At 67.7% G+C, this 21272-nt stretch carries 24 protein-coding genes; 14 read left to right on the forward strand and 10 right to left on the reverse strand.

Going from position 1 to position 21272, the window contains the following annotated elements; translation table 11 throughout:
* The coding region (locus EH231_RS33955; protein WP_164480965.1) for a serine/threonine-protein kinase at positions 1-776 on the reverse strand (776 nt) is incomplete at its 3' end.
* 70 nt (positions 777-846) lie between these two features.
* On the opposite strand from EH231_RS33955, the gene EH231_RS20530 reads away from it, so the two are divergent.
* Genes EH231_RS20530 through EH231_RS20540 form a run of 3 tightly spaced genes read left to right on the forward strand, consistent with a single transcriptional unit; the run spans position 847 to position 2874 of the window.
* Positions 847-1344, forward strand: a complete 498-nt coding sequence (locus tag EH231_RS20530; RefSeq protein WP_124713199.1) for an SRPBCC family protein — start codon at positions 847-849, stop codon at positions 1342-1344.
* Positions 1345-1380: 36 nt separating this feature from the next.
* Positions 1381-2169: an acyl-CoA thioesterase gene (locus EH231_RS20535; protein WP_090430293.1), complete on the forward strand. Its 789-nt coding sequence runs from the start codon at positions 1381-1383 to the stop codon at positions 2167-2169.
* A 42-nt stretch (positions 2170-2211) separates the two neighbouring features.
* Positions 2212-2874, forward strand: coding sequence for a phosphodiesterase (locus tag EH231_RS20540; RefSeq protein WP_124714340.1), 663 nt, complete (start codon positions 2212-2214; stop codon positions 2872-2874).
* 57 nt (positions 2875-2931) lie between these two features.
* Here EH231_RS20540 and EH231_RS20545 read toward each other — a convergent pair whose 3' ends face one another.
* Positions 2932-3396 carry a GatB/YqeY domain-containing protein gene (locus EH231_RS20545; protein ID WP_090430289.1) on the reverse strand — a complete coding sequence of 155 codons (465 nt, stop codon included), beginning with the start codon at positions 3394-3396 and terminating at the stop codon, positions 2932-2934.
* A gap of 20 nt (positions 3397-3416) precedes the next feature.
* Positions 3417-4091, reverse strand: a complete 675-nt coding sequence (locus EH231_RS20550) for an SIMPL domain-containing protein (protein ID WP_124713200.1) — start codon at positions 4089-4091, stop codon at positions 3417-3419.
* A gap of 39 nt (positions 4092-4130) precedes the next feature.
* On the opposite strand from EH231_RS20550, the gene EH231_RS20555 reads away from it, so the two are divergent.
* Genes EH231_RS20555 through EH231_RS20575 form a run of 5 tightly spaced genes read left to right on the forward strand, consistent with a single transcriptional unit; the run spans position 4131 to position 9112 of the window.
* Positions 4131-5126, forward strand: a complete 996-nt coding sequence (locus EH231_RS20555) for a DUF7847 domain-containing protein (RefSeq protein ID WP_124713201.1) — start codon at positions 4131-4133, stop codon at positions 5124-5126.
* Entirely contained in the window at positions 5123-5710 is a 588-nt protein-coding gene (locus EH231_RS20560) for a DUF4129 domain-containing protein (protein WP_124713202.1), read from the forward strand. Before EH231_RS20555 ends, EH231_RS20560 begins: the two co-directional genes overlap by 4 nt.
* On the forward strand, positions 5707-6834 hold the full coding sequence (locus tag EH231_RS20565; RefSeq protein ID WP_124713203.1) for a DUF4350 domain-containing protein: 1128 nt from the start codon (positions 5707-5709) through the stop codon (positions 6832-6834). The genes EH231_RS20560 and EH231_RS20565 overlap by 4 nt, the downstream gene beginning before the upstream one ends.
* On the forward strand, positions 6831-7790 hold the full coding sequence (locus EH231_RS20570; protein ID WP_090430281.1) for an AAA family ATPase: 960 nt from the start codon (positions 6831-6833) through the stop codon (positions 7788-7790). Before EH231_RS20565 ends, EH231_RS20570 begins: the two co-directional genes overlap by 4 nt.
* Positions 7790-9112: a DUF58 domain-containing protein gene (locus tag EH231_RS20575; RefSeq protein ID WP_124713204.1), complete on the forward strand. Its 1323-nt coding sequence runs from the start codon at positions 7790-7792 to the stop codon at positions 9110-9112. Before EH231_RS20570 ends, EH231_RS20575 begins: the two co-directional genes overlap by 1 nt.
* Here EH231_RS20575 and EH231_RS20580 read toward each other — a convergent pair.
* Positions 9109-10101, reverse strand: a complete 993-nt coding sequence (locus EH231_RS20580) for a stage II sporulation protein M (RefSeq protein ID WP_090430277.1) — start codon at positions 10099-10101, stop codon at positions 9109-9111. The genes EH231_RS20575 and EH231_RS20580 overlap by 4 nt on opposite strands.
* Positions 10102-10133: 32 nt before the next feature.
* Here EH231_RS20580 and EH231_RS20585 point away from each other — a divergent pair, with 32 nt between their 5' ends.
* Genes EH231_RS20585 through lfrA form a run of 3 tightly spaced genes read left to right on the forward strand, consistent with a single transcriptional unit; the run spans position 10134 to position 13147 of the window.
* Positions 10134-10967 (forward strand): RDD family protein, encoded by an 834-nt coding sequence (locus tag EH231_RS20585; protein ID WP_090430275.1) that lies wholly within the window; start codon positions 10134-10136, stop codon positions 10965-10967.
* Between the two features lie 52 nt (positions 10968-11019).
* Positions 11020-11595 carry a TetR/AcrR family transcriptional regulator gene (locus EH231_RS20590; protein WP_090430273.1) on the forward strand — a complete coding sequence of 192 codons (576 nt, stop codon included), beginning with the start codon at positions 11020-11022 and terminating at the stop codon, positions 11593-11595.
* Positions 11596-11620: 25 nt separating this feature from the next.
* Complete coding sequence (gene lfrA / locus EH231_RS20595; protein WP_090430271.1) at positions 11621-13147, forward strand: efflux MFS transporter LfrA; 1527 nt, start codon at positions 11621-11623, stop codon at positions 13145-13147.
* Here lfrA and EH231_RS20600 read toward each other — a convergent pair.
* Positions 13138-13617 carry an anthrone oxygenase family protein gene (locus tag EH231_RS20600; protein ID WP_124713205.1) on the reverse strand — a complete coding sequence of 160 codons (480 nt, stop codon included), beginning with the start codon at positions 13615-13617 and terminating at the stop codon, positions 13138-13140. The genes lfrA and EH231_RS20600 overlap by 10 nt on opposite strands.
* Positions 13618-13715: 98 nt before the next feature.
* On the opposite strand from EH231_RS20600, the gene EH231_RS20605 reads away from it, so the two are divergent.
* Together EH231_RS20605 and EH231_RS20610 are read left to right on the forward strand one after the other, a co-directional pair.
* On the forward strand, positions 13716-14468 hold the full coding sequence (locus EH231_RS20605) for a methyltransferase domain-containing protein (RefSeq protein ID WP_124713206.1): 753 nt from the start codon (positions 13716-13718) through the stop codon (positions 14466-14468).
* 16 nt (positions 14469-14484) lie between these two features.
* Positions 14485-15411, forward strand: a complete 927-nt coding sequence (locus EH231_RS20610; protein WP_124713207.1) for an AraC family transcriptional regulator — start codon at positions 14485-14487, stop codon at positions 15409-15411.
* On the opposite strand, the gene EH231_RS20615 is transcribed toward EH231_RS20610, so the two are convergent.
* The 5 genes from EH231_RS20615 to EH231_RS20635 form a co-directional block, all read right to left on the reverse strand.
* Positions 15383-16552 carry a cation:proton antiporter gene (locus EH231_RS20615; protein WP_090430263.1) on the reverse strand — a complete coding sequence of 390 codons (1170 nt, stop codon included), beginning with the start codon at positions 16550-16552 and terminating at the stop codon, positions 15383-15385. The two genes, EH231_RS20610 and EH231_RS20615, sit on opposite strands and share 29 nt — an antisense overlap.
* Before the next feature lie 233 nt (positions 16553-16785).
* On the reverse strand, positions 16786-17196 hold the full coding sequence (locus tag EH231_RS20620) for an SdpI family protein (protein WP_124713208.1): 411 nt from the start codon (positions 17194-17196) through the stop codon (positions 16786-16788).
* Between the two features lie 391 nt (positions 17197-17587).
* Complete coding sequence (locus EH231_RS20625; protein WP_124713209.1) at positions 17588-18109, reverse strand: DUF1990 domain-containing protein; 522 nt, start codon at positions 18107-18109, stop codon at positions 17588-17590.
* Positions 18110-18206: 97 nt separating this feature from the next.
* Positions 18207-18857 carry an LpqN/LpqT family lipoprotein gene (locus EH231_RS20630; RefSeq protein ID WP_124713210.1) on the reverse strand — a complete coding sequence of 217 codons (651 nt, stop codon included), beginning with the start codon at positions 18855-18857 and terminating at the stop codon, positions 18207-18209.
* Positions 18858-19329: 472 nt separating this feature from the next.
* The gene (locus EH231_RS20635) at positions 19330-20640 is read right to left on the reverse strand and encodes a carotenoid oxygenase family protein (protein ID WP_124713211.1); all 1311 of its coding nucleotides are present in this window, start codon (positions 20638-20640) and stop codon (positions 19330-19332) included.
* Positions 20641-20699: 59 nt separating this feature from the next.
* Between EH231_RS20635 and EH231_RS20640 the strand changes: the two genes are divergently transcribed.
* Complete coding sequence (locus EH231_RS20640) at positions 20700-21218, forward strand: PadR family transcriptional regulator (protein ID WP_124713212.1); 519 nt, start codon at positions 20700-20702, stop codon at positions 21216-21218.
* Positions 21219-21272: the final 54 nt, after the last annotated feature.

Genomic DNA, 21272 nt, shown 5'->3' on the forward strand with positions numbered 1-21272 from the left:
ATCGCGGCGGCATTGGCGAAGCGGTAGGCCGGATCCCGCGACATCGCGCGCTCCAGCACCTGGATCAGCGCCGGATCGACGTCGGGTCGCAGCATCCCGATCGGCATCAGCGGGTCTTCGAGCACCGCGCGCATGGTGGCCACCGGATTGTCGCGTTCGAACGGAAGCCGCCTGGTCAATGCCTCGTAGCCGAGCACACCGAGGGCGTACAGATCGTCCGATGGCGACGCCGGCCGGCCGGTGATCCGTTGTGGGCTCAGATAATTCGCGGTGCCGAACACCATCCCGACGCGGGTGTGGGCGGCCCCGTCGGTCTTGGCGATTCCGAAGTCGGCGAGCTTGGCGGTCCCGGACGCGGTGATCAAGACGTTGCCGGGCTTGATGTCGCGGTGCAGGATGCCCGCCTCATGCGCGGCCGTCAGCGCACCGAGCAGGTCGGACAGCACCCAGCGCACGCGGTCGGCCGATAGCGGGCCGGCCTCGATCTCGTCCGCCAGGGTGGGCCCGGGCAGTCGTTCCATGACGATGTACGGCGTCCCGTTGTCTTCACCGCTGTCGTGGACCGCGACGATGTTGGGATGGTTCAGCGCGGCAGCAGCCCGCGCCTCGTTCTCGAAGCGCCGGCGCGTCACCTCGTCGGCAGCCAGGGCCGGATAGAGCAGTTTGATCGCCACCGGACGCGACAGCCTGGTGTCCCAACCGTCGTGCACCTCGGCCATGCCGCCGCGGCCGAGTACGCCGCGTAGCTCGTAGCGGCCGCCGAGCGCCGCCGTCATAGGTCCCCTCTCCGGAAATGCGCTTTGTATCCGAGTATCCCGCAGTGACGTTGTGCGGCATGCTGGCACCATGCCCCGATTCACGCTGGAATCCGCGGACGCCGATTTCTTCACGACGGCACCGCACATCTTCACCTATCAGAAGCGCTTCGCCGCACCGCCCGAAAAAGTATGGGAGTCGCTGGTATCCGACGAGTCGCTGGCCGCGTGGGGCCCGTCGATCACGGCAGTGAACTGGTTGACGCCGAGGCCCTTCGGTGTCGGCACCTCCCGTGAGGTGACACTGGCGCCCGGCGTGGTGCGGGTACACGAGACGTTCTTCCGCTGGGAGGAAGGCCGCAGGTACTCGTTCACGGTCGATCACGCCAGCATTCCGGCGCTGCGCCGGTTCGCCGAGGACTATCTCGTCGAACCCGTCGGCGACGGCCAGACACAGTTCACCTGGATCGTGGCGATCGAGCCGAAACCGTTGTTCGCGATTCCGTTCAAGGGCCTGGCGCCGGTGGTCAAGGCGGCGTTCGGGCGTCTGGCCTCCGACGGTCAGCGTTATTTCGCCAAGCAGGTGTGAGCGCCGTCCCAACCAAGCAGTTGATAGCCTCGGCCGATGGCCGCACTGAGCTGGATCGCCCAACTGTTGCAGTTCGATCGCCACGGCGATGACTTCTGCATTCGCGAGCCACGCCGAGGCGCGGTCGAGCGGTTGTTCGGCGGCCTGATCGCGGCTCAGTCGCTGGCGGCTGCCGGCGCCACGGTCGACGACGGCAAACTCCCGCAATCTCTGCACGCCTACTTTGTCCGCGGCGGACGCTACGACGCCGACGTCGAGTTCCACGTCGACCGCATCCGGGACGGACGCGCGTTCGCCACCCGCCATGTCACCGCCAGCCAGGGCGGGGCAGTGATCCTGGAGATGATCGCCTCGTTCCACCATCCCGAACCCGGACTCGACTGGTTCCCGCAAGCACCGCCCGCACTGGAGTTCGCGGCGGCAGTCCCCAAGGCCGAGGTGCTGGATTTCGGGGACAAGTTCGAACTGCGCACCACCCACGACGATGCCTCGGAGTTCGCCATCCCACCGTTCTGGGTCAGGGCCAGTACGCCAATCGAGGACGATCCGCTGATCCGCGCCTGCACGCTGACGTTCATGTCCGATCTCGGCCCGGTGCCCTCGGCGCTGCCACCGAATGTCCGGCTACGGTCCGATCTCGGCTTCGCGGCCAGCCTGGATCATTCGATCTGGTTTCACCGCCCGTTCCAGCCAGAGCGCTGGCATCGCTACGAGATCCAGCCGGCCAACCACAACGACTCGCGCGGCCTGGCGGTCGGTTCCCTTTACGACGCCGACACCACGCTGATCGCCAGCGTCACCCAGGAAGCCCTCTGGCGGATCTAGCGCGCGGGTTTGCGGCGCTCCATGGGCGGGCAGTCGGTGGCCATGAAGATCTCCGATGTCGCTTCCTGGCCAGTCCAGCTGGGTGCGGCGGCAAGGCACCGGCGGCTGTTCCACCCGAGCGGCGTACTCGCGCGGGGCAGTCTCGAGCGCACCTCGCCCATCGGCAGAGGTCTGCCGGTCTACTCGTGTGACGTCGTCGGGCGGTTGTCCAAGGGGGTCGGGACAGCGGATTCCCTGCCGGACATCGCGGGCCTGGCCTGGCGTCTGCCGCCGCAGTTGTCCGGCACGCCGTGGGATGTGCTGCTGGCCTCCACGCTGGCCGGAAATCGTTTTCTGTTGTGGCCGGCCAACTCCTGGGCGGGCATCACCTTCTCCAGCCTGATGCCGATGAGGTTCGAGGGAACGCTGTGGTGGCTCAGGGCCCGGCTCAACACGCAGTTCGACGGCTCGGGGCTGTCCCTCACCAGCGTGAATGCTCAGCTGGAACGCGGTGGCATGGAATTCGACATCGAACAGTCCTCGATCAGCGGCGAGTTCGAACCCTTGGCACGGCTGGTGCTGCGCGAGAAGCTTCCCCACGGTCGCGATGTCTCATTCGACCCCGTGCTGCACACCGCCGCCGGGGTTCGTCTGGTGCCGGATTGGTTGACCGATGTCCGGCGGGTCACCTACCATCGCAGCCGGATCGGCCGCTCCGCCGAATAGCCCGACCCGGAGTAACGCTCAGTCTGGTGGCGCGCCCCTTGCCTTTGGGCATACGCCTTAGAGCCGCGCCTTCACCGCGGCCGAAAGCCGCGCACCGTCGGCCTTGCCCGCGGCAATGGCCGTGGCGGCCTTCATCACCTGGCCCATCTGACGCATGCCGGGGCGCTCCCCGATCTGCTCGGCGACCTGCGCGATGGCGGTGTCGGCGACGTCGGCCAGCTCGGCGTCGGTCAGCGGGGTGGGCAGGTACTCGTCGATGACGCGGGCCTCGGCGTGCTCGTTGGCCGCCAATTCGCCCCGGCCGTTCTGGGTGTAGATCTCGGCGGCCTCGCCGCGCTTCTTCGATTCGCGGGCCAGTATCGCGATCACCTCGGCGTCGGACAGCTCCCGGGCCTGCTTGCCCGAGACTTCCTCGCTCTGGATCGCGGCCAGCACCATGCGCAGGGTGGCGGTGCGCAACTTGTCCTGCGACTTCATCGCGCCGGTCAGATCGGCGCGCAGCTTGTCCTTGAGGTCGGCCATAGCGTCAACCTACGCTGCGATCAGTCCTGGCCCGCTACGAATTTCGCATCGACCGACACCGCGACTTCGATATCGGCGGGTGAAAAGTCCAGTTCCGCCGCACCGCCGCCCTTGGGTGCGGCCATCGCGCGCATGGCCAACGGGGACGATGAGCCCTCCGGAGACCGGCCCAGCATGCCGGCATCGCCGATCGCCACCGGCCGGACCGGACCGAGGCCCAGTGCGTCGGAGAAGCGCTGGGCCCGGGTGACCGCGTCATGCACGGCGGCGGTGTGCACCCGGACGACGAGTTCGTCGCGATGCTTGGCGGTCAGTGCCCATTCGATTCGCGACAGCGAAAACCCGCCGGTTTCGGTGACGTGTCCGCCGACCCATCGCGCCATCGCGGTGAAATCGCTGAACTTGACCTCGAGCCCGGCGCTGGCATGGTGTACCAGGGGCAACTGCTTGCCCTCGTTGTTCCAGGGCCGGTCGGCCCAGGTGCGCACGTGGCCGGTGGACCACCAGGTGACCGGGCCGCCATCGGGGTTGTGCAGCGGTGCGATCGAGAACTTCACCGCGTCCACGTCGCGGACCACGCGTTCGTACACCGGCTCGATGGCCGGCCCCTCGTAGCCGACGGTGGCGTGCACGGTCGCACGCTCGGGCGGCTGAAAGGCGGAGAACGACCCACGCACGATGATCTCGGTCGACATGCCCACACGGTAGTTGCTGACGGGAACTACGGTGAATGCATGACGAGCGGCCGGCCATACCTTGCTCACGTATCGGCAGGGAACGTCATCCCGCTTCGTCCATTGAGCCTGACCGAAATCTTCAACGGCGCGGTCGCCTACGTCCGCACCAACCCCAAAGCGACGCTGGGGCTGGCCACCATCGTGGTGCTCGCCTCACAGATCATCACGCTTGCACTGCAAATCGGGCCGCTGTCCGCACTCGGCGAATTCGACTCCACGCTGCAGGGCGAGGCACCGTCGTCCGGGACCGTCGCGGTGTTCGCCGGTGGCGTGTTCACCGGCATCGTGGTCACGACCCTGGCCTCACTTCTGCTCAGCGGCATGCTCACGGTGGTGATCGGCCGCTCGGTGTTCGGTGGAAGCATCACGGTCGGTGAGGCGTGGCAGCGGCTGCGCGGCCGGTTACCGGCGCTGATCGGGCTGACGGTGTTGCAGGCCCTGGCTTTGGCTGTCGTCATTGCGGGCGTGGCGGTGGCGATCGCCGGTGCGGGCAGCATCGGCGGCGGGCTGGCCGCGTTCGCGATAGGTGCGCCGTTGGTGGCGCTCGCGATGGTCGGGGTGCTCTACGTGTCGACGGTTCTGCTGTTCGCCCCCGCGGTGATCGTGTTGGAACACCTAGGAATCGTCGCGGCGGTCAGGCGCTCATTCACGTTGGTGAACAAGGACTTCTGGCGGGTGCTCGGCATCTGGGTGCTGGCCACGATCGTGGCCGCGGTGATCGGCTGGGGTGTGGGTGCGCCGTTCAACGTCGCCGGGCAGATCATGACGATGATCGCCGACGGCCCCACGATGCCGGCGCTGGTCCTCAGCGCCGTCGGCTCCGCGATCGGGCAGATCGTCACCGCACCGTTCAGCGCGGGCGTGGTCGTGCTGCTCTACGCCGATCGCCGGTTCCGGGCCGAGGCGTTCGATCTGATGCTGCAGACGGGCGCGGGTGCACCGGCCGAAACCGCCGACCAACTCTGGCTGCCTGCCCCGGTACAGCTGAGGTGACGAGCATCGAAATCGACCGTGACGCCGCGCACGACGCCGCGCAGAACGAGCTGACCAAGCCGATCTACCCCCGGGCTTCACCGGCTGATCAAATCGTCGACTGGCTCAGGGATCTGCTGTACCGGATCACCGCCGCCGGCTCGGCGATCCCCGGCGGCTGGTTCACCATCTCGGTGCTGGTGATCCTGTTCGTTGTCGCCGTCGTGGTGGCCGTGCGGATCGCGCGGCGCACGATGCGCACCGCCCGCAGTGCGAACCAGGCCCTGTTCGGCAGCCAGGAGCTCAGCGCCGCGCAACACCGGTCGATCGCGGAACAATATGCCGCACAGGGTGATTGGTCGGCAGCGATCCGGCACCGGGTCCGCGCCCTGGCACGCCACCTTGAGGAAACCGGGGTACTCGACGCCGTCCCCGGGCGTACCGCGACCGAACTCGCCCGCGACGCCGCGGCAGCGCTGCCCGCTCTGTCCACCGAACTGTTCAGCGCGGCAAACACATTCAACGACGTCACCTACGGTGAGCGGCCGGGCACCGAATCGGCCTACCGGGCGATCGCGGCGCTCGACGAGGTCCAGGCGCAATGAGCCCCAGTTCGATAAGACACAGTCTCCGCACGGCCCGCTGGGTGCTGCTGACATTCGCCGTCGTCGTCGCGGTGGCTATCGCGACCGTCTATCTGACCGCACCGCGCCCGGGCGGGGCGATGGATCCCGAGTCCACGTCGCCGGAGGGCACCCACGCATTGGTCAGCCTGTTGCGCGACCACGGTGTCGAGGTGATCACCGCCGCCAACGTCGACGAGGTGGCGCGCGCCGCCCGGCCCGGCGCCCTGCTGGTGGTGGCGCAGACGATGTTCCTGTCCAGTGAGAAAACCGTTGCCCGGCTGGCCGATACCCCGGGCGACCTGCTGCTCGTCGCACCGATCGGGCTCACCCGCGAGAAGCTGGCCCCGCAGATCCAGCTCGACAAGCCCACGGAATTCGGCGGCGGAGAGCCGGATTGCGAACTGCCCGAGGCGAACCGGGCCGGCACGGCACAGTTGGGCACCACCGACACCTATGCGGCCGCCGGCGGTACTCCGGTGACCCTCTGTTACGACGGCGCACTGGCGCGCTACCACGACGGGCCACGCACCGTGACCGTGGTCGGCGCGGGCGACTTCATGACGAACTCGCGCCTGCTCAAAGAGGGCAATGCGGCACTGGCGATGAATCTGGCCGGCGCCGCACCCCGGGTGATCTGGTATGCGCCACAGCATTTCGAGGCCAGCTCGACGGCGAACGGCAAGCTGTCGGATCTGATGCCGCCGCAGGTCCGGTGGATCGTGCTGCAACTCTGCCTGGTGGTTGCGCTGCTGGCGGTGGCCCAGGCCCGGCGTCTCGGTCCGTTGGTCGCCGAATCCCTGCCGGTCGTGGTCCGCGCCTCGGAGACCGTCGAGGGACGTGGACGGCTCTACCGTTCCCGCCGGGCGCGCGACCGGGCCGCCGACGCGTTGCGCACCGCGACGCTGGGCCGGCTGCTGCCCAGGCTCGGGTTGACCACCTCGGCGGCACCGCAGGCCGTCGCGGCCGCCGTCGCCGCACGCTGCGGCACCGCCGCGAACTCGGCCGGCCACATCCTGTTCGGGCCGCCCCCGGTCTCCGACGCCGAACTCGTCCACCTCGCACACCAACTCGACGACATCGAAAGGCAGGTCGCACAGTCGTGACTCAGCCCACCTCCGAGAACGCCCGTGAAGCCCTGCTGGCCCTGCGCAACGAGATCGCCAAGGTGGTGGTCGGCCAGGACGCGGTGATCAGCGGCCTGGTGGTCGCGCTGCTGTGCCGAGGCCACGTGCTGCTCGAGGGGGTCCCCGGCGTGGCCAAGACCCTGTTGGTGCGCACCCTGGCCGCGGCGCTGCAGCTGGAGTTCAAGCGGGTGCAGTTCACACCGGACCTGATGCCCGGCGACGTCACGGGCTCCCTGGTGTATGACGCACGCACCGCCGAGTTCGAATTCCGCAGCGGCCCGGTGTTCACGAACCTGCTGCTGGCCGACGAGATCAACCGGACACCGCCGAAGACCCAGGCGGCGCTTCTGGAGGCCATGGAGGAACGTCAGGTCAGTGTCGACGGCCTACCTCGCCCGCTGCCCGACCCGTTCATCGTGGCGGCCACCCAGAACCCGATCGAGTACGAGGGCACCTATCAGCTGCCCGAGGCCCAACTGGACCGCTTTCTGCTGAAGCTCACCGTGCCGCTGCCGCCAAGGGATCAGGAGATCGCGATCCTGAGCCGGCACGCGCAGGGCTTCGATCCGCGCGACCTGTCGGCGGTGCGGCCGGTGGCCGGTGCGGCCGAGCTGGCGGCCGGACGCGACGCGGTGCGCCAGGTGCTGGCCGGTGACGAGGTGCTGGGCTACATCGTCGACATCGTCGGTGCCACCCGGCATTCCCCGTCGCTGCAGCTCGGTGTGTCACCGCGCGGCGCGACGGCCTTGCTGGCCACGGCAAGGTCGTGGGCCTGGCTGTCCGGCCGCAACTATGTGACCCCTGACGACGTGAAGGCGATGGCCCGGTCGACGCTGCGCCACCGGGTGGCGTTGCGCCCGGAGGCCGAGTTGGAGGGCGCCACCTCCGACGGAGTGTTGGACGGCATCCTGGCTGCCGTCCCGGTGCCGCGCTGATGGTTCTCACCGGCCGCGCCGGTCTGGTGGCACTGGTCTGTGTGCTGCCGATCGCGTTGGCCCCTTGGCCGGCAACGGCTTTCGTCATTCTGGCGGCGCTGTTGGCTGCGGCGGTGGCCGCCGATGTCGCGCTGGCCGGCGGCACCGGCGGGCTGCAGGTGACTCGTAGCGGCGAGTCCACCGCGCGCCTGGGTCAGACCGTCGATGCGGTGTTGACCGTGCGCAACACCGGGCGCCGCCGGGTGCGCGGCGCGATCCGCGATGCCTGGCCGCCCAGCGCGTCGGCGCGACCTCGCGCCCACCAGGTGAACATCGAGGCCGGAGAACGGGTTTCCCTGGCCACCCGGTTGCACCCCGTGCGCCGCGGTGATCAACGGTGCGAGCTGGTCACGGTGCGCTCGATCGGCCCGCTGGGACTGGCCGGCCGGCAACGCTCACGGCAACTGCCCGGGCAGGTGCGCATCCTGCCGCCGTTCCTGTCGCGCAAGCACCTGCCGTCCCGGCTGGCCAGGCTGCGGCAGTTGGACGGCGCGATCCCGGTACTGATCCGCGGTCAGGGCACCGAATTCGACTCGCTGCGTGAATATGTGGTCGGGGACGACGTCCGCTCGATCGACTGGCGGGCCACCGCCCGGCGTGCGGACGTGGTGGTGCGTACCTGGCGTCCGGAACGCGACCGGCGGGTGGTGATCGTGCTCGACACCGGACGCACCTCGGCGGGCCGGGTCGGGGTGGACCCCACCTCGCTGGATCCGGGCGGATGGCCGCGGCTGGACTGGTCGATGGACGCGGCGTTGCTGCTGGCAGCCCTGGCCTCGCGGGCCGGGGATCACGTCGATTTCCTGGCCATCGACCGGGTGACCCGCGCCGGGGTGTTCAATGCCTCGCGCACCGAACTGCTGGCCACGCTGGTCTCGGCGATGGCGCCCCTGCAGCCCGCTCTGGTGGAATCCGATGCGACCGCGATGGTTTCGGCGGTATCGCGCCGGGTGCGGGGCCGGGCGCTGGTGGTCCTGCTGACAGACCTGAATGCCTCTGCGCTCGACGAGGGTTTGATGACGGTGCTGCCGCTACTGTCGGCACGCCATCAGGTGCTGCTGGCCGCGGTCGCCGATCCGCGGGTGGACCAGTTGGCGGCCGGCCGTTCCGACGCCGCGCAGGTGTATGACGCCGCCGCTGCCGAACGGGCCCGTAATGACCGTCGCGCCATCGCGTCACGGCTGCGCGGGCACGGCGTCGATGTGGTCGACGCCCCGCCCGAAGACCTGGCGCCGGCGCTGGCTGACCACTACCTCGCGATGAAGGCGGCGGGAAAGCTCTAAGCGGTGGGAACCAGATCGGGTGCGTCTTCGAGGTCGCCGCTGTCCCCCGCCCGCACGGCCTTGCGCCCGAAGTGGAACACATAGCCCAGGAAGGCCAGTTCGGCCGCGACGCCGATACCGATCCGCATCCAGGTGGGCAGCGGAGAAGGGGTCACCAGGGCCTCGATCAGACCGGACACCAACAGCACGACGGCCAGTCCGACCGCGGCGGCGACCACTGCCCGGCCCTGTTCGGCCAGCACCTGCGCCCGCGGCCGGTTGCCGGGCGCGATCACCATCCAGCCCAGCCGCATCCCCACCGCGGCGGCCAGGAACACGGCGGTCAGCTCGAGCAGTCCGTGCGGGGTGATAAGGCCGAGGAAGAAATCCCCCTTGCCCGCGCTGAACATCAACCCGGCGATCAGGCCGAGGTTCGCCGCGTTCTGGAACAGCACGTACGGGATGGGCAGCCCGAGCAGGATCGCGAAGGCGATGCATTGGGCGGCTACCCAGGAGTTGTTCACCCAGACCTGCAGGGCGAACGACCCGGCCGGGTGCTCGCTGTAGTAGGACTCGAAGTCGTGGTTGACCAATTCGTCGATCTCGCTGGGGGTTCCGACGGCCGCGTGCACATCGGGGTTTCCCGATACCCACAGCGCCAGCGCCACGGTCACGATGAAGAATGCCACCGCGGATCCCAGCCACCAACGCCAGGACCGGTAGGCCACCACCGGGAAGGACACCGTCCAGAACCGGACGAACTCACGCCACAGCGGGGCGTGCGCTCCGGTCACCGCGGCGCGTGCCCGGGCCACCAGCCCGGACAGCCGTCCCACCAGGACCGAATCCTGCGAGGCCGATCGCACCATCGACAGGTGCGTGGAGACCCGCTGATAGAGGTCGACGAGCTCGTCGACCTCGGCACCGGTCAACCGGCGGCGTCGTTTTACCAACTGCTCCAACCGGTCCCAGGTGGGGCGATGGGCCACGACGAACGCATCGACATCCACCTGGCAAAGCGTAGTCGGTAGCGTGTGTCGGTATGGTTTGGCAGCCCGCGCCGGTGGTGACCGGGGACGCCGTCGTCCTCGACGTGGCGATCGCCCAGTTGCCCGTGCGCACCCTGGCCGCATTGATCGACATCGTGGTCATCGCCGTCGGGTACGTGGTGGGCGTGGTGTTGTGGTCGATCACCCTCACCCAGCTCGACGAGGCATTGTCGGCCGCGATCCTGATCATCTTCACGGTGCTGACCCTGGTGGGCTATCCGGTGCTGATGGAGACCGCGACGCGTGGCCGGTCGCTGGGCAAGATGGCGTTGGGCCTGCGGGTGGTCGCCGACGACGGCGGCCCGGAACGTTTCCGCCAGGCGCTGTTCCGCGGCCTGGCCGGGTTCGTCGAGATCTGGATGCTCACCGGTGGGCCCGCCGTGATCTGCAGCCTGGTGTCGGCCAAGGGCAAACGCCTCGGCGACATCTTCGCCGGGACCGTGGTGATCAGTGAGCGCGGACCCAAGCTGAACCCGCCTCCCGTCATGCCCCCGGCGCTGGCCTGGTGGGCCGCCTCGCTGGAACTGTCGGGCCTCGGCCCCGAGCAGGCCGAGTTGGCCCGGCAGTTCCTGTCGCGGTCGGCTCAGCTCGATCCGCGGATACGCCATGAGATGGGGCACCGGATCTTCGGTGAGGTGGCCTCGCGCATCTCGCCGCCGCCACCGCCCGGCGCACCGGCCGAATACGTGCTGGCAGCGGTGCTGGCCGAGCGGCACCGTCGCGCACTGGCCCGGCTGATGCCGCAGGCCCGTGCGGCGGCGTATCCGGCGGCCTATCCCGGCTATCCCCCACCACCGCCGACCAGCGGTTTCACCCCGCCCAGCTAGAGTGTGGGACATCACTGTCCCATTTTGGCCCGATCGTGCTACATTTTGATCCATGACCAATTCGGCAGCGACGCACAGCGGGCCGCGCGAGCGCACCCGCAAGGCGATCCTCGATGCCGCGATGACGGTCCTGGCCGACCATCCGACGGCGTCGCTCAGCGATATCGCGACCGCCGCTGACGTCGGCCGCAGCACAGTGCACCGGTACTACCCTGAGCGCACCGATCTTCTGCGCGCCCTCGCCCGGCACGTCCACGAGCTCAGCACCGCCGCAATCGACCGCGCGGACCCCACGCACGGGCCGGCCGACGCCGCGCTGCGCCGCGTGGTGGAATGCCAGCTCGATCTGGGCCCGATCGTGCTCTACGTCTACAGCGAGCCGACGATCCTGGCCGATCCAGAGCTGGCCGCCTATCTGGACACCGGCGACGAGGCGATCGTCGAAGTACTCAACCGAGCGTCAGTCGACAGGCCCGAATACCCCCCAGGGTGGGCCCGGCGCGTGTTCTGGGCCCTGCTCGACGCCGGCTATGAAGCCGCCAAGCAGGACGGCACCCCGCGCCACCAAATCGTCGACGCCATCATGACCAGCCTGACCGCGGGCACCATTCAATTTCCGCGCGGCTGACCCCAAACTTGCTTGGAGAAACCCAATGTCCACCTGCCTCGACGGCAGCCCGGCTGTGACGCCGACCCCGAAACGCGCCTGGGTGGCGCTCGCGGTCCTCATGCTGCCGGTTCTGCTGATCGCCATCGACAACACCGTCCTGGCCTTCGCCCTTCCGGCGATCGCCGAGGACTTCCGACCCGCGGCGTCCACTCAGCTGTGGATCGTCGACGTCTACTCCCTGGTGCTGGCCGCGCTGCTGGTCGCCATGGGCGGCCTCGGTGACCGGTTCGGCCGGCGCCGCCTGCTGCTCATCGGCGCCACGGGCTTCGCGATCGTCTCGGCCGCCGCGGCCTTCGCGCCGAGTGCGGCCTACCTGGTCGCCGCGCGCGCGGCGCTCGGCGTCTTCGGCGCGATGCTGATGCCGTCGACGCTGTCGCTGATCCGCAACATCTTCGTCGACGCGTCCGCGCGCCGGCTCGCGATCGCCATCTGGGCCTCGTGCTTCACGGCGGGCTCGACGCTGGGCCCGATCGTCGGCGGCGCGCTGCTGCAGCATTTCCATTGGGGCTCGGTGTTCCTCGTGGCCGTGCCGATCCTGCTGCCGCTGCTGGTGCTGGGTCCCCGACTGGTACCGGAATCGCGTGACCCGAACCCGGGCCCGCTGGATCTGGTGAGCGTGTCCCTGTCGTTCACCGCGATGCTGCCGTTCGTGTGGGCGATCAAGACCGCTGCCCACGACGGCTTCTCAGGTGGCGTCGTCGCGGCGTTCGCGATCGGCATCGTCTCCGGCGTGCTGTTCGTGCGCCGGCAGAACCGCAGTGCCACACCGATGCTCGACATGGGCCTGTTCTCCTACGCGCCGTTCAGCGCGTCGATCCTGGCGAACTTCCTGTCGATCGTCGGCCTGATCGGGTTCATCTTCTTCATCTCGCAGCACCTGCAGTTGGTGCTCGGCCTGTCGCCGCTGGCGGCCGGCCTGGTGACACTGCCGGGTGCGGTGGTGTCGATGATCGCCGGCCTGGCGGTGGTCAAGGCCGCCAAGCGGTTTGCGGCGGACAAACTGATGATCTTCGGCCTGGTGTTCGTCGCTGCCGGGTTCGGCTTGATCCTGGCCTTCCGTCACGATCTGTCGGTGGCCGCGGTGATCGCGTCGTTCGTGGTACTCGAGCTGGGTGTCGGCGTCTCCCAGACAGTGTCCAACGACACCATCGTGGCATCGGTGCCCGCGGCGAAAGCCGGTGCGGCGTCCGCAGTCTCGGAGACCGCCTACGAGCTGGGCGCCGTGGTGGGCACCGCGACGCTCGGCACGATCTTCACGGCGTTCTACCGCAACAACATCCAGGTTCCGGCCGGACTGACCCCGGCGCAGGCCGCCGACGCCGGTGAGAGCATCGGCGGCGCCACCTCGGTGGCCGCGGATCTTCCTGCCGAAATCGCGCAGCGCCTGCTGGATTCGGCGCGCCTGGCGTTCGACTCCGGCATCGCTCCGACGGCGATCATCGCGGCGACGCTGGCACTGGCGGCCGCCGGGATCGTAGCGGCGGCGTTCCGCAGGCAGGCTCAGCGGTAACGCAGGCCGATCAACAGCAGCACGGCGCCGACGAACCCTGATGCGGTGCGCACGTGGTTCCAGGCGGTCCAGGTGGTGAAGTAGGCCTGCCATTCGGCGGCCGCATCGGCCAGGTCGATCTGGTCGAGGTGGTTGTTGAGCGGCACGTTGAACGCCATGGTGATCACCACACCGAGGACGCCGAAGATCGCGCCGGCCAGCAGATACCAACTGCCCGGCCGGCCGATCTGGGCCACCGCGATCACGCCGACGATCACCGACAGCATCGCCGAGCCCAACAGGAACAGCAGGAACGGTGCGTTGGCGTTGGCTTCGGCGTTCATGCCGCGCATGGCGGTGACGGCGTCGACGGGGCCGGTGCGGTCGAGGCCGCGCATCACGAAAGTGGAGAACGCGTAGAAGATTCCACCGGCGGCGGCACTGCCGAGGGCGGCGGCTGCGGTGAGGACGACGACGGGGCTGATGGTCATGGCTTCAGTCAACGATGCCGAGGTGAGACGTTCCATTGCCGAGAATCCCGATTCCATACGCGATCGTCTCGCTTGCGTCGCACTGCCAAGATGGATCCGTGACGTTCGACGAATTGGTGGCCGAAGCCGACGCGGCCTCGGTGGACGGCTGGGACTTCTCGTGGCTGGAGGGCCGGGCCACCGAGGCCCGGCCGTCCTGGGGCTATCAGCGCTTGATGACCCGGCGGCTGGCCACGGTGTCCTCGGCGCTGGACATCCAGACCGGCGGCGGGGAGGTTCTCGCCGGCGCGGCGATGTTCCCACCTGCCATGGCGGCCACCGAATCCTGGCCGCCCAATCTCGACCGTGCGACCCGGCTGCTGGGACCCCGCGGCGTCGTCGTGGTCGCCGATCCCGACGAGCCGCCGCTGCCGTTCGCCGACGCGGCATTCGACCTGGTGCTCAGCCGGCACCCGGCCACCGTCTGGTGGGGCGAGATCGCCCGCGTGTTGATCCCGGGTGGCACCTACCTGGCCCAACACGTCGGCCCGGCAAGCGTTTTCGAGCTGACCGAGTTCTTTCTCGGGCCACAGCCCGAGGCTCGCAGGGCCCGTGACCCGGAAATCGAGTCCGCCGCCGCGCGGACTGCCGGCCTCGACATCGTCGACCTGCGTGCCGAGCGGCTGCGGGTGGAGTTCTTCGACATCGGCGCGGTGGTGTACTTCCTGCGCAAGGTCATCTGGATCGTGCCCGGCTTCACGGTTGACACCTACCGCGGCCAGCTCGAGGCGCTGCACCGGCAGATCCAGGCCGACGGTTCGTTCTTCGCGCACTCGTCGCGCCACCTGATCGAGGCGCGCAAGCCGGGTTGAGCGCTACCCTACGGTCGTGGACGCCCTGGTCGGACTGCTCGACGGGGTACGCGCGCGGGGCGCGTTCGTATTGCGGTTGCGGATGGATCCGCCCTGGTCACTGGCCATCCGCGACGAAGCACCCCTGGCACTGATCTGCCAGACCCGCGGTGACGCGGTCATCGTCGGCGATCACAGCGGCACGTTCCGGTTGGGTGCGGGCGACGTCGCACTGACCCGCGGCACCGAAAACTATGTCTTCGCAGAAGATCCGGCCACACCGCCGAGCGTCGTGATCAATCCCGGCCAGCGCTGCACGACCCTGTCCGGCGAAGATCTGCAGTTCGAGATGTCGCTGGGCCTGCGCAGCTGGGGCAACAGCGCGACCGGATCATCGGAGTCGATCGTCTGCGCCTACGAGGGCCGCAGCGAGGTCAGCGCCCGCCTGCTCGACGCGCTGCCGGCGGTGCTGGTGCTGCGAGCCGACGAGTGGGACACCCCGCTGATCGATCTGCTGTCCGTCGAAGCGGGCCGCGACGGACCCGGGCAGGAGGCCTACCTCGACCGCCTGCTCGACCTGCTGCTGATCGGCGTGCTGCGCACCTGGTTCGACCGGGACGGCAATGCTCCGTCGTGGTGGCAGGCCGAACAGGACCCTGTCGTCGGACCCGCGCTCAAGCTGATCTACAACAATCCGGCACATCCCTGGACCGTGGGCAATCTTGCTGCAGCCGTTGGATGTTCGCGTGCGGTGTTCGCCCGCAGGTTCGCCGATCAGGTCGGCGAACCGCCGATCGCGTTCCTCACCGGCTGGCGCCTGGCGCTGGCGGCGGACCTGCTGCGCGGCAGCGAGGCCACGATCGCCGCCGTGGCCCGGCAGGTCGGCTACTCCACACCGTTCGCGTTGAGCAGCGCGTTCAAGCGGTCCTACGGGGTCAGCCCGAACGAGCATCGGGCGGTGTGACCGCACCTGCGGCCCGGCGCGCAGCGAGCGCCCCGGCGATCGACGTGGTGGCGATGGTGAGCAGCGCACCGAGCATCAGCGCCGCGGGCTCGCCCGGCGCCAACAGGTGCTGCTCGGTACCCAGTGTGGCGGCGGCGACCGGGACGCCGAGCTGGGCAGCGGAGAACACCGCGAGTGTCACGGGCTGGCCGAACAGCCTGCCCGCACTGTGGGCGAGCACCGCACCGAGGCCCAAAGCCACACCGAGCACGATGAATTCGGGATGGTCGGCGAGTTCACGCACCTGCAGCGAGGCGCCCAGCCAGACGAAGAACAGCGGGCCGAAGAACCCGTCGGTGATGCCGAACAACTGCCTGGCCAGCCGGCGGGGCTCCCCGATCGCCGACACCACCAGGCCCAGCGCGAAACCGGCGAGCATGATCGAGACGTGGGTGGTCACCGCGACCGCCGACAGCCCGAACAGGAAGATCAGGCTGAACCGAAGTTCGAGCGCGAACTTGTGCTTCGCGGAGTAGTGGTGCACGCGGCGGCGCAGGCCCCGCGCATACCCGGCCCGCAGCACGAGGAACAGCACGCCCGCGCAGCCCGCGATGGCCAGCGCCCCCAGGGCCGCGCGCGGCGCCCGCTGGATGTCGATCACCAAGGGCAGCAACACGATCGATGCGGTGTCGGCGATGGCGATCTGAGCGGTCACGGACAGCACGGGCGGCCCCTCCAGCCGCAGGCCGTCGATCACCGGCAGGGCCAGGGCTGCCGAAGACGAGGCCATCACCACGGCATACAACGCCGCATGCCCGGTGCCGAACGCGCGCGCGATCACCACGCCGAGCACCGCGGCCACCGCACCCACGAAGACCGCCCGCAGCAGCGCCTTGGGGATCGCGGTACGCAGCGTGGCGTCGCGTACCGGGACGTGGGTGCCGACGACGAACATCACCAACGCGAAACCGATGTTGGCCAGCAGGGTGAATGTCGGGTCGCTGTGATCGACGATGCCGAATCCGGTTCTGCCGACCACGATCCCCGCGAGCAGCTCACCGATGACCACCGGGATACGCAGCCGCGGCACGGTGGCCAGCGCCGGTCCGGTCAGGCCGATGACCGCGACCAGCGCCAATGTGTCGAACCCGAACCCTGCCACGGGCTCACATTAGGCGCTGATCCAGTTCGAGTGGAACCCAATCCAGGCAGTTTGGCAGTCGGGATGGTCGACCACGACGGGACCTGTCGCGAAGGCCACATACTCAATAACGTCGGTAGACGTGTAGGAATGGTGCGCTATCCGTTTGGCTGTCGCAGATGCTGAGTGATCGCCGTGCATCACGGCACAGACGGCGATTGCGCTCACGACGAGAGTCGCCAGAATGCGGATCCTCATCGCTCGGGCCTCTCGTCGTCGTCGTTGTAGTCGAAGGACCTGGCGGCGCGGCCAGCGGCGATTGCGACATAAATGCTGATGCCGATGAATGTTGCGAACAGCGCGATGCCGATGAACATGATTGCGCCGATGGAGAATGCACGTAGAGCACCCACCAGCAATGCCGCACAGGCCACAACTGCACTCACCACGTACAGCGGCACCAGTCGAAGCGCGGCTCGATGTCCGGCGATCCAGGCATGATCACTGTGCATCGTTGACGGCGTACGGATTCCAACCCATTGATTACGCGCGAGGCTTCCAGATGCGGCACGTGCGGTGACACCGGCCATCAGTATCGTGAGGCCAAGGTGAGTGATGCCGAAGATGACCGCGACCACTATTGTCAGGTAACGGTCAGCGTTCATCGGGTACTCCTTTCGCCGGACTCGTTCCCCGGACTTGTGCAGACTGCAAATGTCTTACTGGATTGGGGGGGATTCCACCGCTACGGCAATTTGACACGTCGATGGTGCCGCTCATCGCCTGATCCGGTTGTACAGCACCGGGGTGAGGCAGTCGGCTTTCGATACGGTGTCGGCAGTGATCAGCAAGCACTGGCCGTGCGTCCAGTCGTGATCGAGACACAAAGTGCCACAACGTGAACGTCGACGCACAAACAGGACATGCACTGCAATACAACTGCACACAACGCTATCAGCGACATCGCCGCTCACTGGACCCGCCGCAGCCGCCGGCATTGCGTAGGCGTCGCAACGCTCAGACTAGTCGCGATGATCCGCTTCATGGGCGTTGTGTTCACGCAGTCAAAGCCCGAAGATACCGGCGACGGAAGTAGCGCTGCGCAACCAGCAACGCCGGAAACAGGACCCGCCAGGGGCCCTGAGGTGCCGGCCGCGTGAGGGAACGTAGCGTCAAAGACACTGCACCGGAGCCATCTCGGTGCACAACGAATGCCTCCTCGCCACACACAGGGTGACCGCGTTTCGTGCCATAGGCGAACCCGCAACGATCGTCATCATCGACGACCGCGACCACCTGGACTGGCTCGCGCACGACGATTGGCCACCAGCGTGCGGTGATGCAATAGCCGGCACCTTCCGACACAAGGACATCTGGCGCGACATGAAACCCGCTGCGCCGCTTGATTCCCCACCTCATCACTTCGGCTGCCGCAAACGTCCACACGCTATCTCCGTGACCTAGGACAACGGTGCGTTCGAAGCGCCGGAAGCTCCTCGGTGCGGCTGTCCAATTTGCGCACGCGGGCGCTGTGAGGCCCGCCTCGTCATAGGTCAGTTCTGCTGGAGAATCCGGCATGGAACGAATCGTACGAGCATGTCTAAATGGCAGGCCGCGACTCGAAACGCACGGGTCGACAACCGCGGTACGGCGCACCCGAGCAGCGCACAAGAAACTACTGTTTCGGCAGTTCGAGCTGGAACCCGTCGAGGATGGTCTTCTTGTCTTTCAGATAGGTCGGATTGTCAGGCTCGGCCGTCTGAACCGTGAGCGTCGCAGCGTAGAGCTTGTCGTTGTTTTTAGCGGCAACGATCAATGCGGTCGCCGGCCGGCCTTGGATTCTGTAGTCGGCAATCACTGCCGGCTGCCCGCAGTGCGTTGAGGGCGTTTGCGACTCGATCGTGCCCCCCACCTGAGCAACCCCGTTGAGCTCAGCGTCGAAGGCTTGCTGCGGCGTCTCCACCTTGCCGGTGAGATCTTCCAGCGTCACTCCGGCGTTTGGGGAGAAATCGTTGGCCCGCAAAGCGTCGTTGACGATGATGCCGCGGATTAGCTCCGAGTCCAGCTTCGTCGACCGCACCCATCCATCCGGTTGCGGGAGTGCCAGCTCGGGCTCTCCAGGTGCCTGAGACTTCAGCTTCAACAACGGCGCCGCGCTTTCAGCACACGCCCGCGGCTCATCATCGGAAGCCGGCACTGCCGACACCTCCGAAGTCTGCTGCGAGACCGCAACGGGATCACCATCGGACGCAGGAGGCGACGAACATCCCACCGCCGACAGACCTATCACCGAGACGAACAATGCCAGCTGACGAAACTTCCCCATAGACCCGCACCTCTCCTATTGAACGATCGGAATTCTGACGGCGCCAGTCCGAGCACACCCGCGGGTTCGCGCATGTCCCGGTCGGCAAACCAGAATCACCATCCATGCGCCGCCCCCGACACCAGTCCAACAATCGAGTTTGCTGCGACACAAGCAACAAGCTACACGACCACGCCATATATGAGCCCACCATGTTCACTGACCCGAGTCACCTCGGCAGCCCTACGTCATCGACCTCGCCTACTAAACCGGCCGAATCCGGCCGGTTTAGTACGGTTCGAACCGCACCGTCTACGCCCCGGATGAGTTGCCGGCGATCGTGGCCGAGCACATCCGGTTGCACTGCCCGGGAGACGATCCCGCGCAGTGGTTTGTCCGAGAAACCATGGACCGCAAGGGTCCAATTCACGCGTCCGACCGGACCCGCAAGGCTGCCGGCGAGCTCCTCTGAGGCCTCAAGGACCGGCCCTGACTAGGCGCTGATCCAGTTCCCGTGGAACCCGTAGGGCACGCGCTGTGGCAGTTTGATGGTGGCGACAGGCGTCCCGCCGAAGTCCGACGCATCCAGGATCACGAGGTCGCTGCCGTCACGCTCGGGGTTGTAGACGTAGCCCAGATACCACCCGTTGCTCTCGTCGGCCGGGCCCGCCCCCGGGACGAAGACGGCTTCTCCGGGTCCGCCGGATCCGAGTTCGTGACGCGCGCCGGCACCGGTGGTCAGGTCATGGCGGATCCAGGCGTTGTCCGCGACAGATACCGAGTACCGGGCGGGCAGGCCGGCCAGCCGGTCGTCGATGCGGGGGAACTCCACCCCGAGATCGTCGAGCTGACGCTCGCTGACCGTCCCGGCCGTCAGGTCGATTCGCCATTCCCACAGCAGGCCCTCGACGTCGAATCCGCCGTTGTCGCGCCACAACTCGGGATAACGAACCGCCTGCAGCACAATCGAATTGCCGTCATCGTGGGCGTTGGCCACGTGGAATACGTAGCACGGGTCGATGTCGAACCAGCGGATCGGCGCGTCGGGGTCGTCACGGCGCAGCACACCGAACCGGGCGCCATAGTCATCGCTCCAGCGGTAGGGCATGTCACCTTCACCCTTGACCGCGATGTCCAGGTCGAACACCACGGGCAGGTCCATGAAGATCACATGGCCCGCGGTCATCGCGAAGTCGTGCATCATGGTGTGCGCCTTGACATCCACCGGCCGGTTGATGGTCAGCTCACCGTTGGCGTCGGCGCGGTGATAGGTGACGTAGGGCTCGAAGATGCTGCCGTATCCGAAGAAGTGCAGCTCCCCGGTCGTCGGGCAGATCTTGGGATGCGCGGTCATCGAGTCGACGAGTTTCCCGCCGAAGTCGTAGGCGCCCACGGTTTCCAGGTCGTTGGTGATCTCGTAGGGCAGCGAGGACTCCACCAGCGCCAGGGTCTTGCCCGCGTGGTTGACGACGTGGGTGTTGGCAACGGCGGACCGCAGGTTGCGCGTGCCGTCGGCGTTGTACAGCGGGAAGTCCTTGACGAAGCTGTCGGTGCGGACCCAGCGGTTGCGGTACCACTTGGCCGCGCCGTTCTCGATGCGGACGCCGTGGATCATGCCGTCGCCGGTGAACCAGTGTTCGGTCGCCTGGCGCGGGTTCGGGCCGTTGCGCAGGTACCAGCCGTCGAGCTCGGCGGGGATGGCGCCGTCGACGGGCAGGTCGTACTCGGCGAGTTCGTCGGCAACGGGTGCGTAGTTGCCGCGCCGGAAGAAGTCGGTTTCGCCGATGGGCAGGGCTGAAGTCATGCACTCAACCGTGACATTCCATAACTGACATGTCAATAGTGGACGGTAGACTGCCGGGCATGAGTCTGCGCATGGCGGCACTTGGCCTGTTGGCACAGCACCCCGGCAGCGGGTACGACCTGCTCAAACGGTTCGAGAAATCGATGGCGAACGTCTGGCCCGCCACCCAGAGCCAGCTGTACGGCGAGCTCAACAAGCTGGCCGCCGCCGGCCTGATCGAGGTGTCGGCGATCGGCCCGCGCGGCCGCAAGGAGTATCGGATCACCCCCACCGGCCGCACGGAACTGGAGCGCTGGATCACCAATCCGGCCGATGACCCGCCCGAGCGCAGCGCCGGGCTGCTACGGGTGTTCCTGCTGGGCGAATTGCCCCGCGACCAGGCCCGCGAGCACCTGACAGCGCTGGCCGCGCACGCCGACTCCGAAGTGGTGCGGCTCAAGGAACTGGAGTCCTCCATCCCTTGGTCCGACACCGACGAGGACCTCTACGGCCACGCAGCCTTGGAATACGGCCTGCGCTTCAACGCCATGCAGGCCGAGTGGGCACATTGGCTCACGAAAGCTATCGACAACCGATAGGTTCCGATATATCGTTGACGCATCGGAAGCACGAACCGGCGCTTCCTCCACGAC

It is taken from the genome of Mycolicibacterium nivoides, assembly GCF_003855255.1.
Lineage (GTDB): Bacteria > Actinomycetota > Actinomycetes > Mycobacteriales > Mycobacteriaceae > Mycobacterium > Mycobacterium nivoides.

Bases quoted from the DNA above. Each gene is read 5' to 3' on its own strand.
- EH231_RS20530 (WP_124713199.1), top strand. From the start codon at position 847: ATGCCCCGATTCACGCTGGAATCCGCGGACGCCGATTTCTTCACGACG.
- EH231_RS20535 (WP_090430293.1), top strand. From the start codon at position 1,381: ATGGCCGCACTGAGCTGGATCGCCCAACTGTTGCAGTTCGATCGCCAC.
- EH231_RS20540 (WP_124714340.1), top strand. From the start codon at position 2,212: ATGAAGATCTCCGATGTCGCTTCCTGGCCAGTCCAGCTGGGTGCGGCG.
- EH231_RS20545 (WP_090430289.1), bottom strand. From the start codon at position 3,396: ATGGCCGACCTCAAGGACAAGCTGCGCGCCGATCTGACCGGCGCGATG.
- EH231_RS20550 (WP_124713200.1), bottom strand. From the start codon at position 4,091: ATGTCGACCGAGATCATCGTGCGTGGGTCGTTCTCCGCCTTTCAGCCG.
- EH231_RS20555 (WP_124713201.1), top strand. From the start codon at position 4,131: ATGACGAGCGGCCGGCCATACCTTGCTCACGTATCGGCAGGGAACGTC.
- EH231_RS20565 (WP_124713203.1), top strand. From the start codon at position 5,707: ATGAGCCCCAGTTCGATAAGACACAGTCTCCGCACGGCCCGCTGGGTG.
- EH231_RS20575 (WP_124713204.1), top strand. From the start codon at position 7,790: ATGGTTCTCACCGGCCGCGCCGGTCTGGTGGCACTGGTCTGTGTGCTG.
- EH231_RS20585 (WP_090430275.1), top strand. From the start codon at position 10,134: ATGGTTTGGCAGCCCGCGCCGGTGGTGACCGGGGACGCCGTCGTCCTC.
- EH231_RS20590 (WP_090430273.1), top strand. From the start codon at position 11,020: ATGACCAATTCGGCAGCGACGCACAGCGGGCCGCGCGAGCGCACCCGC.
- lfrA (WP_090430271.1), top strand. From the start codon at position 11,621: ATGTCCACCTGCCTCGACGGCAGCCCGGCTGTGACGCCGACCCCGAAA.
- EH231_RS20600 (WP_124713205.1), bottom strand. From the start codon at position 13,617: ATGACCATCAGCCCCGTCGTCGTCCTCACCGCAGCCGCCGCCCTCGGC.
- EH231_RS20620 (WP_124713208.1), bottom strand. From the start codon at position 17,196: ATGAACGCTGACCGTTACCTGACAATAGTGGTCGCGGTCATCTTCGGC.
- EH231_RS20625 (WP_124713209.1), bottom strand. From the start codon at position 18,109: ATGCCGGATTCTCCAGCAGAACTGACCTATGACGAGGCGGGCCTCACA.
- EH231_RS20630 (WP_124713210.1), bottom strand. From the start codon at position 18,857: ATGGGGAAGTTTCGTCAGCTGGCATTGTTCGTCTCGGTGATAGGTCTG.
- EH231_RS20635 (WP_124713211.1), bottom strand. From the start codon at position 20,640: ATGACTTCAGCCCTGCCCATCGGCGAAACCGACTTCTTCCGGCGCGGC.
- EH231_RS20640 (WP_124713212.1), top strand. From the start codon at position 20,700: ATGAGTCTGCGCATGGCGGCACTTGGCCTGTTGGCACAGCACCCCGGC.